Origin of the sequence: Bradyrhizobium sp. AZCC 1719, from assembly GCF_036924525.1 — a bacterium.
GTDB lineage: Bacteria > Pseudomonadota > Alphaproteobacteria > Rhizobiales > Xanthobacteraceae > Bradyrhizobium.
This window is the reverse complement of sequence record NZ_JAZHRU010000001.1, coordinates 4644259-4660445: the sequence shown is the minus strand read 5'-3', so window position 1 is coordinate 4660445 and position 16187 is coordinate 4644259. Positions and strand designations below refer to the sequence as shown.

13 protein-coding genes, 1 tRNA gene and 2 pseudogenes are annotated in these 16187 nt (G+C 58.4%); 9 read left to right on the top strand and 7 right to left on the bottom strand.

From position 1 onward, the window contains the following. Positions 1–471 precede the first annotated feature (471 nt). Together V1292_RS21810 and V1292_RS21805 are read right to left on the bottom strand one after the other, a co-directional pair. On the bottom strand, positions 472–3555 hold the full coding sequence (locus V1292_RS21810; protein ID WP_334374725.1) for an AAA family ATPase: 3084 nt from the start codon (positions 3553–3555) through the stop codon (positions 472–474). Beyond that, a complete protein-coding gene (locus V1292_RS21805) occupies positions 3555–5489 on the bottom strand; it encodes a hypothetical protein (RefSeq protein WP_334374724.1) in 1935 nt (644 codons plus the stop codon). Before V1292_RS21805 ends, V1292_RS21810 begins: the two co-directional genes overlap by 1 nt. Before the next feature lie 104 nt (positions 5490–5593). On the opposite strand from V1292_RS21805, the gene V1292_RS21800 reads away from it, so the two are divergent. Both V1292_RS21800 and V1292_RS21795 read left to right on the top strand, forming a co-directional pair. Then, complete coding sequence (locus V1292_RS21800; RefSeq protein WP_334374723.1) at positions 5594–6127, top strand: hypothetical protein; 534 nt, start codon at positions 5594–5596, stop codon at positions 6125–6127. A gap of 185 nt (positions 6128–6312) precedes the next feature. Further along, the gene (locus tag V1292_RS21795) at positions 6313–7485 is read left to right on the top strand and encodes an ATP-binding protein (protein ID WP_334374722.1); all 1173 of its coding nucleotides are present in this window, start codon (positions 6313–6315) and stop codon (positions 7483–7485) included. On the opposite strand, the pseudogene V1292_RS21790 reads toward V1292_RS21795, so the two are convergent. Beyond that, positions 7482–7658: pseudogene (locus V1292_RS21790) on the bottom strand (AAA family ATPase); the annotation flags it as partial. The gene V1292_RS21795 and the pseudogene V1292_RS21790 overlap by 4 nt on opposite strands. A gap of 457 nt (positions 7659–8115) precedes the next feature. Here V1292_RS21790 and V1292_RS21785 point away from each other — a divergent pair. The 3 genes and pseudogenes from V1292_RS21785 to V1292_RS21775 all read left to right on the top strand — a co-directional run bounded on the left by V1292_RS21785 (position 8116) and on the right by V1292_RS21775 (position 10969). Continuing rightward, a pseudogene (locus V1292_RS21785) lies at positions 8116–8353 on the top strand (pyocin activator PrtN family protein). A gap of 814 nt (positions 8354–9167) precedes the next feature. Beyond that, on the top strand, positions 9168–9389 hold the full coding sequence (locus V1292_RS21780; protein WP_334374720.1) for a hypothetical protein: 222 nt from the start codon (positions 9168–9170) through the stop codon (positions 9387–9389). Positions 9390–9508: 119 nt separating this feature from the next. Beyond that, positions 9509–10969, top strand: coding sequence for a hypothetical protein (locus V1292_RS21775; protein WP_334374719.1), 1461 nt, complete (start codon positions 9509–9511; stop codon positions 10967–10969). A gap of 23 nt (positions 10970–10992) precedes the next feature. On the opposite strand, the gene V1292_RS21770 is transcribed toward V1292_RS21775, so the two are convergent. Together V1292_RS21770 and V1292_RS21765 are read right to left on the bottom strand one after the other, a co-directional pair. Next, positions 10993–11077: transfer RNA gene (locus V1292_RS21770), tRNA-Leu, on the bottom strand. Between the two features lie 97 nt (positions 11078–11174). Then, the gene (locus V1292_RS21765) at positions 11175–11417 is read right to left on the bottom strand and encodes a FliM/FliN family flagellar motor switch protein (RefSeq protein ID WP_027583831.1); all 243 of its coding nucleotides are present in this window, start codon (positions 11415–11417) and stop codon (positions 11175–11177) included. Positions 11418–11480: 63 nt separating this feature from the next. Between V1292_RS21765 and lipB the strand changes: the two genes are divergently transcribed. Then, complete coding sequence (gene lipB, locus V1292_RS21760; protein WP_334374718.1) at positions 11481–12209, top strand: lipoyl(octanoyl) transferase LipB; 729 nt, start codon at positions 11481–11483, stop codon at positions 12207–12209. A 106-nt stretch (positions 12210–12315) separates the two neighbouring features. Continuing rightward, a complete protein-coding gene (locus tag V1292_RS21755; RefSeq protein ID WP_334374717.1) occupies positions 12316–12615 on the top strand; it encodes a hypothetical protein in 300 nt (99 codons plus the stop codon). Between the two features lie 112 nt (positions 12616–12727). Here V1292_RS21755 and V1292_RS21750 read toward each other — a convergent pair whose 3' ends face one another. Further along, the gene (locus tag V1292_RS21750; protein WP_334374716.1) at positions 12728–13627 is read right to left on the bottom strand and encodes a LysR family transcriptional regulator; all 900 of its coding nucleotides are present in this window, start codon (positions 13625–13627) and stop codon (positions 12728–12730) included. Positions 13628–13720: 93 nt separating this feature from the next. Here V1292_RS21750 and V1292_RS21745 point away from each other — a divergent pair, with 93 nt between their 5' ends. Then, on the top strand, positions 13721–14137 hold the full coding sequence (locus tag V1292_RS21745) for a tautomerase family protein (RefSeq protein ID WP_334374715.1): 417 nt from the start codon (positions 13721–13723) through the stop codon (positions 14135–14137). A 52-nt stretch (positions 14138–14189) separates the two neighbouring features. Here V1292_RS21745 and V1292_RS21740 read toward each other — a convergent pair whose 3' ends face one another. Further along, positions 14190–14570 (bottom strand): tautomerase family protein, encoded by a 381-nt coding sequence (locus V1292_RS21740; protein ID WP_334377117.1) that lies wholly within the window; start codon positions 14568–14570, stop codon positions 14190–14192. A 97-nt stretch (positions 14571–14667) separates the two neighbouring features. On the opposite strand from V1292_RS21740, the gene V1292_RS21735 reads away from it, so the two are divergent. Then, complete coding sequence (locus tag V1292_RS21735) at positions 14668–16179, top strand: PAS domain-containing sensor histidine kinase (RefSeq protein WP_334374714.1); 1512 nt, start codon at positions 14668–14670, stop codon at positions 16177–16179. Positions 16180–16187: the final 8 nt, after the last annotated feature.

The window sequence follows — 16187 nt, the reverse complement described above, 5'->3', positions numbered from 1 at the left end:
ACGCGGCCGCGCGCCGGGTTTTCAGATCACCAGCCTGCCTCTCTCCTCTTCGGGATTGGCCCGCACGGTCCGACCGTCAACCTTCACCATCAAGCGTCCCCCTGTCACAAGTTCTTCCAGATCGCGCAAGAACCGGCGATTGCGGAAGGTCTTGCCGACTTCGAATGTGTGCCACCGTCCTGCGACCGCTGCCGCATCCGTGAAGCCAAGAAGCGCGTGTCAATCGGCGTCCAAGCAGGCCGAATGACATGCGGATTCTTCGCGAAGTGCGTTCCGCATGAAACGTTCGACATCTCAGCGGTCTTGAAGCGACTGGGCCTCACCTCGCCACCTCCGCCGCCTCCCCCTTCGCAGCCCAAAGTCGAAGGATATCGCGAGCAACTAATGCGCCAGAGATTTGCTAGAACTCGTCGCCGCTTCTAACGCAGACTACGCATTGTTAGCTCAAATCAGCCCGTAGCCCGCCTTCCTTTAAATGCTGCGATTTAGAGCAATCTTCTTAAAATCGCTTCCAAGGAAGTCGAATTTTCGTTCAATGAGAGTGGCAAGCTTGTCGTTAGCCGTTGCGAAGAAAATCTGCCGCTTCCCACGCACAGCCACCTCTCTGAGGTAGTCGAGAAAGGACAAAGCGTTCAAATCGTCAACATGAGCGATGGGGTCATCGATCAATATAACTGGCGGAGCACTCGTGAGCTGACTGTTTTGGGCGAGGAAGATAGATAGAGCATAGGCAGCACGCTGGCCCGTGCTTATCTCCGTCAACTTCGCATCGGCATCGTTATTCTTTCGCCTCAGCAACGGGAACTTGTCACTAAGGCCAGAAAACTCAACTGGCGAATGGATTTGAGAAAATATTGTCTCAATCGACTTCCGGTTCTGCAAGAGCGCGGCATTCATCTCGTCCTGCAAAGAATGGTCCTTCTTCAACTTCGTGAGGGTATCGAACGCGCGCTGCAAGCGCCTCAGCTTCGAGCGTTGTTGGCTTGCTTGAGAGGTGAGTTGCTTACGCCGCTTCTCTAGATCGGCATGAACCTTCCGATCTTGCCTTTCTTGACCAAGGGACGTTTGCAAGCTCGCAGCGACGGAACTAACGGCGTTAGCTGAGACAACCAACTCCGTGAGCGCGGTTCTGTTTCCCCAGGGAAACTCCTCGGAGTGACTTCTAATCTGCTCTTCGATCCGCGCGGTGAGAGCGATTGTTTCTCTAAGCTTAGAAAGCGCAGATTTCAAAGTTGGCAACGACTGGTCGTCAGCGGAGAGAACATTTTGAAGAGAGCCGCCGCGATCACGAGATTCTTTGATGACGGCTTGTAGCGAGTTCGTTGTCGAAGCGGTTTCATCCATAATTTTGCGAATAGCTTCGTCAACTGCCTTGAGGGTCAGTGGGGAAACCGCCTGCTTGAGCGCAACCAGCCGAGATTGAATTTCCCTCAACCGCCCTTCCGAAAGCCCCCTCTTTTCGAGTGTTGCGATTTCTCTTCCGAGAATGCCCAGCCTCTGAGTTGAAACACTCAGCACCTGCCGCACCTCGGCCAGCTTCGCTACAGCTTTCCCTACCGTGATATTTCTAGTCGTCGATGCACGTTCGCAAAATTTTACTAACCACGCGTAGACCGCTTCGACGGAAACAAGCCTGTTAAGCTCAGATTCCTCGGATCGCTGCCGCTTAAGTATGGCCTGCCCGGTTTGCTCGACATGCTTATCGATACCATGACTCATATGCTCGGCGAGCTCGCCCTCTCCAAATTGGGTATGGCAAAGTGGGCACTCGTCGGGACTATCGCTATCTTCAACGATGCGACTGGCTATTTCGCGCAACTGTTGAGCAAGGGATAGCGACCTCTCTCGCAACCGCGCAAATCTAGTGTATTCACCCCGAGTTTTTTGAAAAGTGGCCTGGGCCGCAGCTTTGGCGCGGGCGATCTCTGCGTGCTTATCGGCCAGAGTGATCTTGCTATCCACGTTGACGACGCCAGCATCATCAAATGCCGCTGTATCAAAGCCGACAAGCAGAGCCGAGTTAGTCGCCTCGACCTTCTCGCACTGAGTTCGTTCGGCAGCACGAACGTGCACCTGTGCCTCCACGAGCAGGCGCAACTGCGCTAAGAGCGCCGAGACCTCGTTTTGGCGCTCGATGCTTTCTTCAAACGCACGCTGATTCTTCTTAACAACTTCGAGCTGCCGGATGGAAGCATCTGCCGTCTGCGCGATTACGTTTGTGTCGGAGGTGTATTTGGCCAGCAACGACAACGTAATTGGCGACTTTATCCAGCCAAGCGATGTTGCCTGCTCAGCAAGCGCGAGCAACTCCGCGAGAGACGAAACGAGCCGCCCCGCAGCCCTTTCGTCAAACTTCTCGATATCAGGGACCCAGCGAAGCCGATGGAGCATTTCTCTGAGCTTTTCGTCAATCGAATCCGACTCCCGCTTCAAACTGGCAATTGCCTCCAGGCGCTTGACCAACTCCGCAAGCTCGTCATCCAACTGCTTTCCAAGCCTATTCTGATCGCGCAGTCGCGATTCAAGGGCCTCTTGGACTCTCCCTATATTGTCCCAGATCCTCGACGCGTCCGGCCCGATGAGAAGCTTGGACAAGTCCTGATCGATATCCTCGGTGGAATCCGCTATTCGAACGGCAGCATCCGTATCCAAGAAATTGAACTTAGAGAAACTCTGGTAGAGGTTGTTCGTTAGAACTTCGGGTTGACCGTACCAAGCCAAATTTCGGTCTCTGAACACCTTCAATGCGCGCCCTGGGCTCGCCTTCTCCGTCTTGCCGTCGCGGAAGCGCGCGATGATTTCATACTGTGTCGGCTTATCGTCATTGCGCTTGTTTCGACCGCAATACAGCAGCTCAATGGCTTCAAGTAATGAGGTCTTGCCGGCGGCGTTCGGACCGAAGACCAAATTCATCGTTCCGAAATCAAAATCCCGATTCAATGGATAAGGGCGATATTTCGATAGCTGCAATCGATCTAGAAATGTAGGGGGCGGGCTTTTTGGCGAAGATGCCGGAAGCTTCACCGAGGATTCGGACGGCTCAGTTGACTCAATCATCGCCAGCCGCGAAGGCATCCCCTCGTCGCTGAAGATTGCCTTGTCCAATCCTTGAGCGGCAAGCGCTTGCGTCCAAACAGAAATAACGTTTGGACGCGCTGCGGCCCCTTCCGGCGTTGCGACGGGGGGCGCGAGAATCTGGTCCAATTCCCGATCACTTACGACAAACTTTCGAGCATACGAACGGTTACGCTCAATGAATTCCTTCGCGCGCTGCACCTTTTGGCTGCCCAGCCGCTGTGCGCTCGTTATAAAATAGAGATAGTTGCTCCATTGGAGGCTTGTCGCGCCTTCAAAATAGAGCCCGCCAACAACCCGATCCTGGTATTGGGTGAGTTCTTGCTCATCGTTTGGGAGGTCGGCATCTAACGCGAGATAGCAAACGGCGAACGGATGATCATTCAGCTTGCGAACAAAGCGGATCACACGATCTTCGATCGTTTTCGCGTCAGAAAATCGCGCCGTCACCTTCTGTTGTAATTCATCGAAGCTAAGCATCAGTCGCCTCTCGCGATATCGAATTGGGAGGCAGAGTCCGGCTTGTCAATTTGGACGAACTCTTCGGGATTAACGAGCTTGATCGCTCCAGCATCTCGGTACCAAACCGCCAAGCGCTGTTTCGCTACGACACTGTCGTCGATCGATGATGTTTCACGATGCAAGTATTCAGCAACGCGTCTCTTCTTGGCTGCAACCATTTCTATCGTCGTCTCTTCACCCATGTAGATGACGGTGGCACCGCCTTTCGTGGTGCGAATGTTCTGATGCGGAGCGGTCGGCTGCCAATCAAATTCGTAGCCATTCTTTACATCCGCGAGAGCACGGGGCAGCAACTTTTCGTCTTTCAAGATATCCGTCAAAATCGCACACCTCTTCAACTGCGCGATCCTGAAGGTTGACGCCGAAGCATCATTGTCTTGGCAGAACGTTATGCGCTTAACAATTTCTGTAGAATCGATGACGCACGAATTGAGCTGCTGCACATTGTGCCACTTGATTTCATCCCGAATATTGCCCGAGCACAGCGCAATTACTCGCTCTGTGGAAATCGGATTCTTCGAGCGCATTTTCTCCAGCGCAACTTTTGCGGCACCAGCTTCTTTGGCTATCGACGAGAAACCGTCATCGCATTTCTTCTGTTCAACCCACGTTGCATCGGCCGCCCAAGTATAGACGTTCGTCAACTGAGGCCCACGCCGTCGCGACTGCACCGCCGATACGCCATGATGAAATACCTTGGTCGCGGTCAGCTCGAACACTGCTGGCGCGTAATTGAAGAACAGGACGTGGTAGCGATGCTGGCTCAGCCAAGTATAGTAAAGTCCGCGCGCGTGATTGGTCGAGAGCGTTTCATCTCGGGAATCGAACGTATCAGGCTTCAGATACCATGCGGAAGCAGCAACATTCTTCCAAGGTTTCTGCTTAGCTCCACTCCATTCAACCACATCGCAAGCCCAATTCAGGCAGATGACTTCCAGTTCGGCGCACCCAAACCGCAAGAGGCGGTCGCGATAGCGCCGAAACTCTTCATGCCTCGGCTTTGGGTTGAGCTGGAGATGAATGATGAGGGTTCGACTGTAAATTTCTTCCGCCTGCGCGTCCATGAGGCCGAATGCATCGGAGCAGATTAGCGAGGCGAGCCGGATGTCGTTCGCACTTTTCCCGAACGTATAGATACGCGAGCCCAGTTGAAGCCCGTTCACCTCGAAGTGATCTGGATCGGCCATCGGCATCGTTTTGAACTGAACGAGAACAACGAGCTGAAATGCATCGCTTCCCTTAACGGGCGCCTGAAACACGTAGGCAAGCGGATCGAGGAAGCGATCTGGTTGAGCAGCGAGCGGCTCGAAGATGACCTTCGCAATATTGTCGAGTTCCGCTTTTAGAGTGTTCAGTTCTTGTAATTTGATGCTCTCGCAACCCAGCACCCACAGCTCTCCGGGCGCCGGCCGAGTGTCGGTTGCGATTGCATTCTTGAGGACGTCCCAAGGCATCGAGTATTCGGGGGTAACCGCAAGGTCGGCCTGCTGCTGGTGGGCTAATGCAAGAAATTTGCTGAATTGTTTTGTCGCAAAGGCGCGATCTTTGTTGAACACGCCATTTGCGCTGGCGTCGATCTCGCCGCGCGGCTGGAACATCATCGCCTTGTAGTTCGCGGCGTTTGGCATCAAAGCGTTCAGTGCCGGATGGCCACAACCGTACTCGTGCAAGACCTCTGATACAGATTTGAAATTCATAACCGCCCATGCTTCGAGGCCATCACCCGAATCATAGAAGACGAGAGTCCCGCGTCGCGCAACCGTGAGTATGCCAGCGGCATTTATTCGGCTGTGGAGCAAAGCAAAGGCCAGCCAGGCCCATAAGGGATCGCTGCAGCTGTAGCGAGTTTGTTCTCTTTTTGTTCTTTCGTCAAGACGCGCGACAGGTGTCAACGCAGCGCCTCTGGAAGGCGGAGCGCGCAGCCGACAGGCCCGGCAAGACGGGGTTGCGCACCATATGATATGCCCCAGGAATGGGCTGAGGGGGCACGTGCGCCATGGTCACCGTCAAGCAAATCAAGGAGAAGCTCCCGAAGTGGCCCGATGCGGTTATCGAGGAGTGGCTTCTCTATTTCGCGAACGATATCGGATGGCCGCCAGCCGAGCCCCTGGGCACCGATCGTTGGGGAGGTATCCTGGGTAATCGGCCGCTCTCGTGGTGGGCCGATGTCGAATGGAAACAGGAAAAGGTCGATTGCAGCCGAGGAAATCTTTCCCAAGTAACGCAACAGAGGATCGCGGCCGTCTCGGGCCCTTTCTATGCGAACACCGCCAGCGAAGCCGAGAAGGGGCAGTACCGCCGCCCGTTTCAGTATCTGCTTGAACACGGGTCTTTTGCAAACCCTGCACTTGCGATGCGCGACGCCGGCCATCTTCGTTTCATCGATGGCCATCACCGGCTCGCCGCTTTGACGGACTTACGCGAAAAGGCCGCCGATGATTTTTTCGCGAAGCCGGGACGCCAACGCCCATCGGCGGAGCAAACGATTTGGATCGGAACACATGCGAAGGGCGAACTACCTTTCGACTAGCGTGCCGCCTCCTCCCTTTGACCTCAGGCGGTGCTGTTCACCCTTAGAGCCCGAGAACCAATGGAAAACCGAGGTCGGGCAGCACCGATGTTTGTGCAGACTGGTCAGCACGGCATCGGCTGTAGCGCGTCCTGACTATCGCCCTATCTCCAGATTTCAGCTTCACAAATTAGGCGTGCGCAATCATGATATTCAAATCATACGAAACACTCGATGACGTGCGGGCCATCGTTGCCGACCAGATCCCTGAGGGTGTCAACCTCGAATACAAGGGCTCCGATGTCCTGATCAATCGCGACGCCAATACAGTGTGCAAGACGATTTCGGCACTGGCGAACTCGGCCGGCGGCACCTTCATTATCGGCATCGAAATGAAGAATCTGGCGCCCATTGGCATCGACGGCGGCACGCCGGGCCCCTCCAAGCGTGATTGGATTTATCAAATCATCAACGGGGGCACGTTTCCTGCTGTTGAAACCGTTGAAATCCGCGAGTTCTCGACGCCGACGGGTACGATCTACGTGATCGACGTATCGCCCAGCCCGCAAGCGCCGCATCAAAGTAACGACCGCAAGTATTATAAACGGCGTGGCTCGCATAGCGACGTCATGGAGCATTATGAAATCGAAGACGTACGCAACAGGCCCAAGCGCCCGCTGCAGCCTCTACGCGCCGAGCTTCATACGCAAAACATCCTTGCCCATTTGCGCCTAATGAACGCACATGAGACCGACACGATCAGCGACCTTGGCTGCCAGATCGAAGCAAACTTCCCAATGCAACGCGACAGCCTCGGCGCACTTGGAGAGCGCGGAATCCGTGCGCTAGCGCCGCGATCAGAATTGCATTTCTTGCTCGGGTCCTTGATCGAAATCCTGCAAACGGACGAACCCGTGGTGACGTTCAAGTTCAGCTATACCTTCCACGACACTCCGATGGCCCAATCGGCGACGTTCCATCTCGCCGATTGGAATCGAAGCTCGATCATGCAAACGCCCGTTGAACGCGCGCTGGGGCAACTGGGAGAGAAGCTGGACAAGATGAGCGGTCAAATCGAAGGACTGCGAAAGACGGCCGAAGCATATACGAATGCGGTAGCGGATGGCAGCGGCCTGCGCATCTCACAGCGCACTCTGCACGCTCTCAAGGGCCTGCCTCAGCTTTTCGATCCGCGAGAGTTTGATGCGGCGGGGTATTGCATCATAGCCGAAATCCCCTTGGACCACGCATACGCCATTGAGCGGCTTCGCTATTACCCGAGCAGCCAGGCGAAAGAACTGTATGAACAGATTTCACCTGAAGCACGCGCCCGCTTCGAGAAACACTTCAAGGTCGACTTTTCCGAGGACGATTCCTAGCGCTCAAGCTTGACCCGCAATCGGCGCGCACGTTCCTGGAAGGCTCGCTCGCCACCTTCAAGAATATCGCATACGACGCGACGGATATTTTCCTGTTCCAACCCGCCAGAGACATAGGTGAGCGGCGGCAGCTCTCCAGGCGCGTGGTTGCCCGCCGTGGCGATGATGATCCGCATTGACGACAGCCGGCGCGGTGGCGCACGGAATTCGCTTGCCGTCGGCCGCCGGTACCGTCTTGCGTTCTCGCGTTATCACCAACAGCATATGCCCTAAATCCAAGTTTCAACTGCGGACGAACCGCACCAGTTTCGCACCAGAAACAACCCGCACGAAGCGCAACGAACGTGGCCGAATTCCACGTAAAGCTTAGGAGAATCACCGGCGGCGGCCATTATCCCGCCGCGGGCACCACCACAACACATCCAATACTTGTCGGAATGAGAGCGGCTTTACCGGCTACGGCACCTACTTGCCGATACAGAGAGCCGCACGCGCCGAACGCTCCTTTTACTACGCTAGGCAAGCCAAATTCCGCCGACGACGGAAATAGATCTCACGAGCCGGAAGATTCTCAGGCTAGATAGAATAGCAATCGGTTGAGACCTGGCCTTGAACACTCCATTCCTTTTGATGGCGCAGTATGGTGGCAAGGCCATCATCCCGATCGAAGACGTGTGTCGGGACTACTTCTCACACCTGAATCCCACCAAGCTGGTGCAGAAGATCAGCGCAGGTGAAATAGCGATCCCTCGTGCGAATGGAAGCAAGCCAGAAATGCGCTAAAGGCATCCACCTTCTGGATCTAGCCAAATACCTTGATGCGAGAGTCGAAGCCGCTAGAAAAGAAATGGCGGCCTTGACGACCTAGGCGGCGCACCGCCTCTCCTTCTTTTGGCACCCTCGGGCGAGTTTCTTGAAACTCGCTGCGTGCCTTCGCGCATGCGCAGGCTAAAGCTCCGAGCAAAATGATCGCTGCAGAACGTTGAATGCGGCGACGCAGGCGCATATCACCTGCCGCCGCGCCCAGCTGCGCCGCACTACGCTATAGCCGGAGGACAGACGCTGGCGCGCGACAACGCTTGCTCGCCGAGCTCCGAACCAGCGGCAGTACTACATTTGGTACGACATTGTTGATCGAGGTGCGGCTTAAGTGCTGATGCTGCTTCGATTTTTGAGATGTCCCTGTCCAATCCATCATGGGACCGGCGGTACTGAACGATCAGAGCAAGCCGCGTGAAACAGCGCTACTCGAAATTCGCTAGCGCAACCGAAATCAAACGAAATCGTATTGAAATCAACGAACCTGACCATTGTTCTTCCGCCCATAACGGCCTGGCTCCTCGTTCAAGTCCTACCCGGCCGAGCAGTGAGATCAGGGGGTGTTGAACGCCGCCTTTTGATCACGCACCAGAAGCGCCCTTCCGTGAAGTCCCAAACGGTATCCTGATTTAGCGCGAAGCCTTAACTGCGCACAGAGACACCGGCGAACGGCAATCAGATCGTTTAACGCGCTGTATCGAGCTGCCCGTAGTCTCTGAATTACCCCTCCCGTTTCCACTCTAATTTAGCCGAATGTCCGACGGACAGTCGTCTACCCTTTTGTCCGGAGAGTTCTCAGTTTTGCATACCGAACGATTTCGTTTCCGACAGCGCTGAATTATGCAGCCTAAAGGAGAAGCGTGATGCCGCGGCGTCCGGCCAAGGTTACACAAGCAGACATTGCTCGCGCGATCCGGGCCGCCAAGGCAGCTGGCGCGGGCGAGGTCACTGTCGATGGTGAGGGCGTTATTCGGATCGCGCTGGTGGCAGGCGCCGCGCCGATCAAGCCGACAAATGATGGCAACGAAATATGGACCCCATCGGAGGCCCTGCAGCGATACCTGAAAAGCACCGAAAGCGGGTGAAACGCACCTTACGCAATTGATGCGGAGTCACCGCACCGTTAGACTCCAAGCATTGGTCCCGGAGAAAGCCAATGCTTGAGCCAGAAAATCGCGATCCCCGCGCACCCGGGGATACGCGAATGTATCTCTACTTTGACTATTCCCCGCTGGGCGCACTGCGCTGGTACGTGAAGGTGAGCCGCAAGGGTCGCCGGATCGGGATCAGGGAGGAATATGGGACCGAAGCGTTCGACGCTGCCTACGATGCAGCGGTCACGGCGCTGGGGGGAGTGATGCGTAAACGCCGAAGCGCACCTGATCCACTCGTACAGCCGGAACGCCGCTACGTACAGGCCGATCGCTCGCAGCGCGGGCAGACGCGCTATTACGTTCAGCTCCGCAATGGACTACCGAAGACCAGGATCAAAGCTGATCCCGGCACGAAGGCCTTCGATGATGAGTGTGATGCGGCCATCGCCTCGCAGATAGCACTCTATGGTGACGCGTCCGATCACATCAACGCGCAAAAGCAACGCAATGAGCCGCGCGGCGAGCTGCCTACTGAGCCGCCGATGCCTCGTACGCTGCGCTGGTACTGGACGCTGTACAAACAGAGCGACCACTGGCTTGGCGATCTCAGTGTGGGCCACGAAGGGTTGGCGGATTCGACGCGGCTACAACGCACTGGGTTGATCGAGAGCCTGCTGCCCGAAAATGGCGAGAAGCCCTTTGCGGTGCTGACGCGCAAGGCCATCAAGGAGGAAATGAAGGCGCGAACACCGTCGCAGGCGGGCAATTTGCTGTCCGCACTGCGCGGCATGATCCGATGGATGATTGATGCCGGTCATCTCGACGATGACGATGACCCAACGATCGGGTTGAAATCCGGCAAGGCCAAGGCGAGCCGTGAGACCGGTGGCTTTCTGCCCTGGACCGAGGACGACATGGCGCTCTATCGCGCGAAGTGGCCCCTTGGCAGCGAAGCCCGGCTGATGTTCGACATCCTGCATTACACCTTCTTGCGACTGGGCGACGCCCATCGTTTCGGGCCGCCTCATCTGCGGCAAATCGTGCGCAAGATGGCGGTGCAGATCGCGACCGAAAAGAGCCGCGGCAACACCACCGTCACCGTGCCGGTGCATCCGGCATTTGCAGAAAGCCTGCGGGCGGCGCGCGCGGCTGGCATCATCGGTGCCGAGGTCTTCACCGGCAAGAGGTTGAAGGGCCGCGTGCTACCGATGAACAAGAAGGCATGGGCAATGAAGTTCAAGAAGTACGCGGTGCTCGCCGGCGTCAACGAGCCGAAGAAGAGCTGCCATGGCGTGCGCAAGGCGCGCGCTGAGGTCGCCGCCTACGCCGACTGCACCGAGAGCCAGATGATGGCGATGTTCGGCTGGACCGATCCGAAGATGCCGGCGCATTACATCGCCCAGGCGAATCGAGAAAAGCTCGGCATCAGTGGCATGGACAAGATCATCGCGTTCGATCAGAGCCAGTCGCTCGACGATTTTGCGCCGCTGCCCGATGCGAACAGCGCGGGAACGCCCGACGCGAACAAAGTAGTAACTTTGCGTAGTAACCTTGGAAAAAATACGCTGTGAATTCAATGGGTTAGGCGTGGGTATGGTGCGCTCGGAGGGACTCGAACCCCCACGATGTTACTCACTGCCACCTCAAGGCAGCGCGTCTACCAATTCCGCCACGAGCGCTTGGGATACCGGCTGGAAGGATTGCAGCCCGCCGGATCAACGGCTGCGATGTAACAAATCAGGGATGGAGGGACAAGGAAGTTTTGCGCTCCGATAACTACCTGACATCAGGGGATTTCGGCAGCATTTGCTTGACTTCGACCGCGATGCGGTTGCGATCGACCAGCACCACGCCGGAGGCAATGGGCAAGTTATTGGCGAGGATCTTGACCTCGTCCGCCTCGGTGGCGTCCAGTTCGATGATGGCGCCGCGGGAAAGCCGCATCACCTGGTGGATGGGCATGGTCGTGGTGCCGAGCACCACCATGAGATCGACGCTGACTTTATCGAGGGTGGCCACTTCTGAACCGCCAAAGGGGACTAAACTGGTGTGGTTCCCACCTGAACACGTTATGGTTAGCCAATGGTTAATGACCGCCAAAGCCTTGATTTGACGACCTTCGCGCAAGCCCAGGGCGGCGGCGGGGTCGAATGGCGGATTTCGGCGGAACCGGTCCCCTATCCCGAGGCCGTGGCCGCAATGGAGGCCCGCGCGGCCGAGATCGCCGAGCGGAAGGCGGCCGAACTGGTCTGGCTCCTGGAGCACCCCCCGCTCTACACCTCCGGTACCAGCGGCAGGCAGGACGATCTGCTCGAGCCGCGCTTCCCGTTGTTCACCACCGGCCGCGGCGGACAACTCACCTATCACGGTCCCGGCCAGCGGGTGGCCTATGTGATGCTCGACCTCAAGCGGCGGCGGCCGGACGTGCGCGCCTATGTTGCCGGCCTCGAAGAATGGGTCATCCGCACGCTGGATGCCTTCAACGTGCGCGGCGAGCGCCGCGAGGATCGTGTCGGCGTCTGGGTCAGGCGGCCGGACAAGGGTGTCGGCCACGAAGACAAGATCGCCGCAATCGGCGTGCGGTTGCGGCGCTGGGTGTCGTTCCACGGCATCGCCATCAATGTCGAGCCGGAGCTTTCGCATTTTTCCGCGATCGTCCCCTGCGGCGTTGTCGATCCGCGTTACGGGGTGACTTCACTCGTGGACCTCGGCCTGCCGGTGGCGATGGAAGACGTCGACATCGCGCTGCGGCGGGCGTTCCAGGAGGTGTTCGGAACGACCATGGCAGACCTGCCCGCGGCAACGGCCTGAAACTGTCGATCGGATGCCCGCCTCTATCGCCGCTCTCCCTTGAGGTCTTCCGCCACGGCGAGTGCGGCCACATATCAGAGGCAGGCGGTGAACAGCGGAGGTCGCGATGATGTCGCACAGGCTTCCCTTCGAGAACCGATGGACCAACAGCACGCACGCCTGGGAATGGAATTGCGCACTTGACCGACTGGGCGTGGCGAACGTGCGCGCCATGTTCGCGGATCACGAACTGCATCATCCGACCAGGCTTAGCGTCACGATGAACATTCCCGCCGGATTCGTTCGCGACTGGCTGGCATTCCACGATCGCCGCGCGGCGCGTCGGCAACTGCTTTGGCGAGCCACCGTGATTGCGTTCTCGCTTGTCGCAGCAACCGCGGCCGTGCTGGATATGCTGATCGTGTGATGCGGAGAGCTGCTCGGCGGACGAACCGCGATGCAGGCGTCGCGCTCGGGCCCGCCTCGAGGATCTGTTCGGCGCCAGCCGTGCGTGCGCGGAAGCGGCTGTCCAACCGCCGTCAAGTGCTCGCCTTGAGGAAATCAACGAAAGCCCGAACCCGCGGGATGGTTTGCCGCCCCGGCAGGATCAGGGCCGTGATGGGTTGCGGATCGGGATCATGGCAGTGCGACAATACCGGCACCAGCCTGCCGTCCTTCACGGCCGCCTCCCCCAAAAAATCACCAAACCGCGCGAGACCGGCGCCGGCCAACGCGAGGTCGAGAAGGAAATCGGCGCTGTCCGAGCGGATCGATCCCTTCACCGGCACCATGATGCGCTTGCCTTGCTCGAACATCGGCCATTGCGCAAGCCGCGAGAAGCCGCTGAGCTGCAGGCAATTGTGCCGCACGAGATCCGCGGCTTGTTCGGGAATGCCATAGCGCTCCAGATATCGCGGGCTTCCGGCGATGATGCGCCTGACTTCACCGAGGCGAACCGCGATCAGCTCGCTGTCGCCGAGCGGCCCGACCCGGATCGTGACATCGACCTGATCGGCGATCGGATCGATGCGGTGATCGCTCACCGAAAGATCGACTGCAATTTCTGGAAACCGGTCCATGAACTGCGGCAGCAGTCGCGCAAGCCGGTGTCTTGCGAATGCGGTGCCGCTGTTGATCCGCAGATGGCCGCGCGGACGTCCATGGACGGAGGCGACATCGGCTTCGGCAGCCTCGACCGCAGCCAGGATACTTCTCGCGTGAACCAGGAACGTTTCGCCCTCCTGCGTCAGCACCAGCCGCCGCGTCGTCCGATGCAGCAGCTTGGCGCCGATGCGGCGCTCCAGTCTCGTCACGATGCGGGAGACGCCCGAGGCGGTCAGCTCGATTTCAGCGCCCACAGCCGCGAAACTCCCCAGATCGACCGTTCGGACGAAAACCGCGAGGTCTGACATCGGGTGCATCAGCATATTCGTATTCACGACATTTCGGTATGAGTGTTTCGCAAAATCGAGGATTTATCTTCGCTCTTAGCATGAATAGGACGGAGTCCCCAGCAACTTGGAGATCTTCCCATGCCCCTCGCCCGCATCTCCGTTCCGGCCCATCTTGCGCCGGCCAGAATTCGCGCCCTTGCCGACGCCGTGCACGAGGGTCTCGTCGAGACCTGCGGTGTGCCGCCCAAGGACCGGTTTCAGCTCGTTTCGACCTACGCGCACGAAATGATGTTCATCGACCCGACCTTCCCGGATGTCGCGCGCACGGTGGATGCGTCGATCATCGAGATTTTGTTTCTCGCGGGGCGCACGATCGATCAGAAGAAAAACCTATTTCGGCGGATTGTGGATCGGGCCATTGGCGCCGGATTTTCCGCAGATGACATCATGATCGCGCTGACTGAAAATGCGCCGGTCGACTGGTCGCTCGGACGCGGACTTGCATTCGGCGACCACCACGCGCCGATGGCAACCAGCCCTACGTCCGTCCCTTAGCAGCAAGCCGTGCGGACAGCGCCGCAAGCGCCGTCCGCTCGTCAGGCGATCTTCACGCGGCAGCCTTCCGCGGCGCGACTTCGAGCTGGCCGGCGATGTAGCGGCGCTCCTGGGTGAGGCCGCCGAAGCCGTAAGCATCGCCCTTCACTTCGTCGACATGGGCGTAGCTCTCCTCGTGCAGCGGCCCGAGCAGTTCGCCCATGCGCTGGAATAGCGCGGCGAGATAGGCCGCCTTCTCGTCCTTGGTGTTGGCGCCCTCGCTGACGTGAACGTCGAGCCAGAAGCTGGCGAGGCTCTGCTCGGCGAGCGACTTGCCGCCGGCGAACCAGTCGGCGGCATCGACCGACTTCACGATGACGGCAGTAACCTTCGGATCCTTGCGCAGGATTCGCGCGGTGAGATCGCTGACAGCGGACGCAATCTCGGCCTGCAGCCCGCAGCGCGGTAACCCACCATTTCGTTAAAAAGCCCAACGGCCGTGGAACCAATCGGCAGGACAAGCGTTTGCGCCAGTTAAATGGGCAGGTCGGATGTCGAAAAAAGATCAGCAGGAGCAAAGGGATCTATTCGAAAGCGAACGCAATTTCCGACTCCTGGTCGATGGCGTTACCGACTACGCGCTTTACATGCTGGATCCGGCCGGAATCATTACGAGCTGGAACATCGGCGGCCAGCGGATCAAGGGTTACGCGCCCGCCGAAATCATCGGACAGCATTTTTCCTGCTTTTATACCGAAGTCGACCGCGCGAATGGCAAGCCGCTTCGCGCCTTGCGCATTACCTGTGAACAGGGCCGCTATGAGGAGGATGGCTGGCGCGTTCGCAAGGACGGCACGTTCTTCTGGGCCAGCGTCGTCATCGACCCGATTTACGAGGACGGCAAGCTCGTCGGCTTCGCCAAGATCACCCGCGACATTACCGAGCGCCGCGAAGCGCAGCTCGAGCTCGAACGGATGCACCAGCTCGCGGAATCGCAGAAGCTCGATGCGCTCGGCCAACTGACCGGCGGGGTGGCGCACGATTTCAATAATCTTCTCATGATCGTCAGCGGCAGTCTTCACACGTTGAAGAAAGCGGTGGGCAACGATCCCGGCTGCCTGCGGGCGCTATCGGCGATCGAAGGAGCGACCAAACGCGGCGCTTCCCTCACCAGCCAGTTGCTGACATTCGCGCGGCGGCAGAGCGTCAATCCGCAGGTCGTCGACGTCGCCGAACGGATCGATGCGATGCGCGAGGTGCTCGACACCGGCGTCGGCAGCGCCGTGACCTTGCAGCTCGACGTCGACCCGGGCGTCTGGCCGGTGCTGATCGACGTCACCGAGTTCGAGACGGCGCTGTTCAACCTCGTCATCAACGCGCGCGACGCCATGACCGGCGGCGTTATCACGATATCGGCGCACAACGAGACGTCCGGCGAGGCCGATATCGGATATGTCGCGATCTCGGTGGAAGATCCCGGCAGCGGCATCGCGCCCGATGTGCTCGGCAAAATCTTCGATCCCTTCTTCACCACCAAGCCGATCGGCAAGGGCACGGGTCTCGGACTATCGCAGGTTCACGGCTTCGCCCATCAGGCCGGCGGAACGGTCAAGGTGGCGAGCGAACTCGGCAAGGGCACGAAGATCACGATCCTGCTGCCGCGAAAGGAAGCCGCTGACGCTGCCGGGGATGTCGACGCGGTCGAAACCGGCAGAAGCGGCACCGTGCTGCTGGTGGAGGACAATCCTGATGTTGCAGCCGTCAGCACCGGGCTGCTCGAACAGCTCGGCTACACCGTGCGCAGGGTAGCGAGCGCCGAAGCCGCGTTGCGCGAAATCGAACTCGACGGGATAGACCTCGTCTTCTCCGACATCGTGATGCCCGGCAAGATGGACGGCCTCGGTCTGGCGCGCCACTTGAAGGCTGTCAGACCAGGACTGCCAATCCTCCTGACCAGCGGCTACAGCGATTCCGCGCGGAACGTGCGCGGCGACTTTCCGATTCTGCGCAAGCCCTACGAAATCCACGAGCTCAGCCAGGCGATCGCGAAACTGCCGCGGTGATGGCTGGC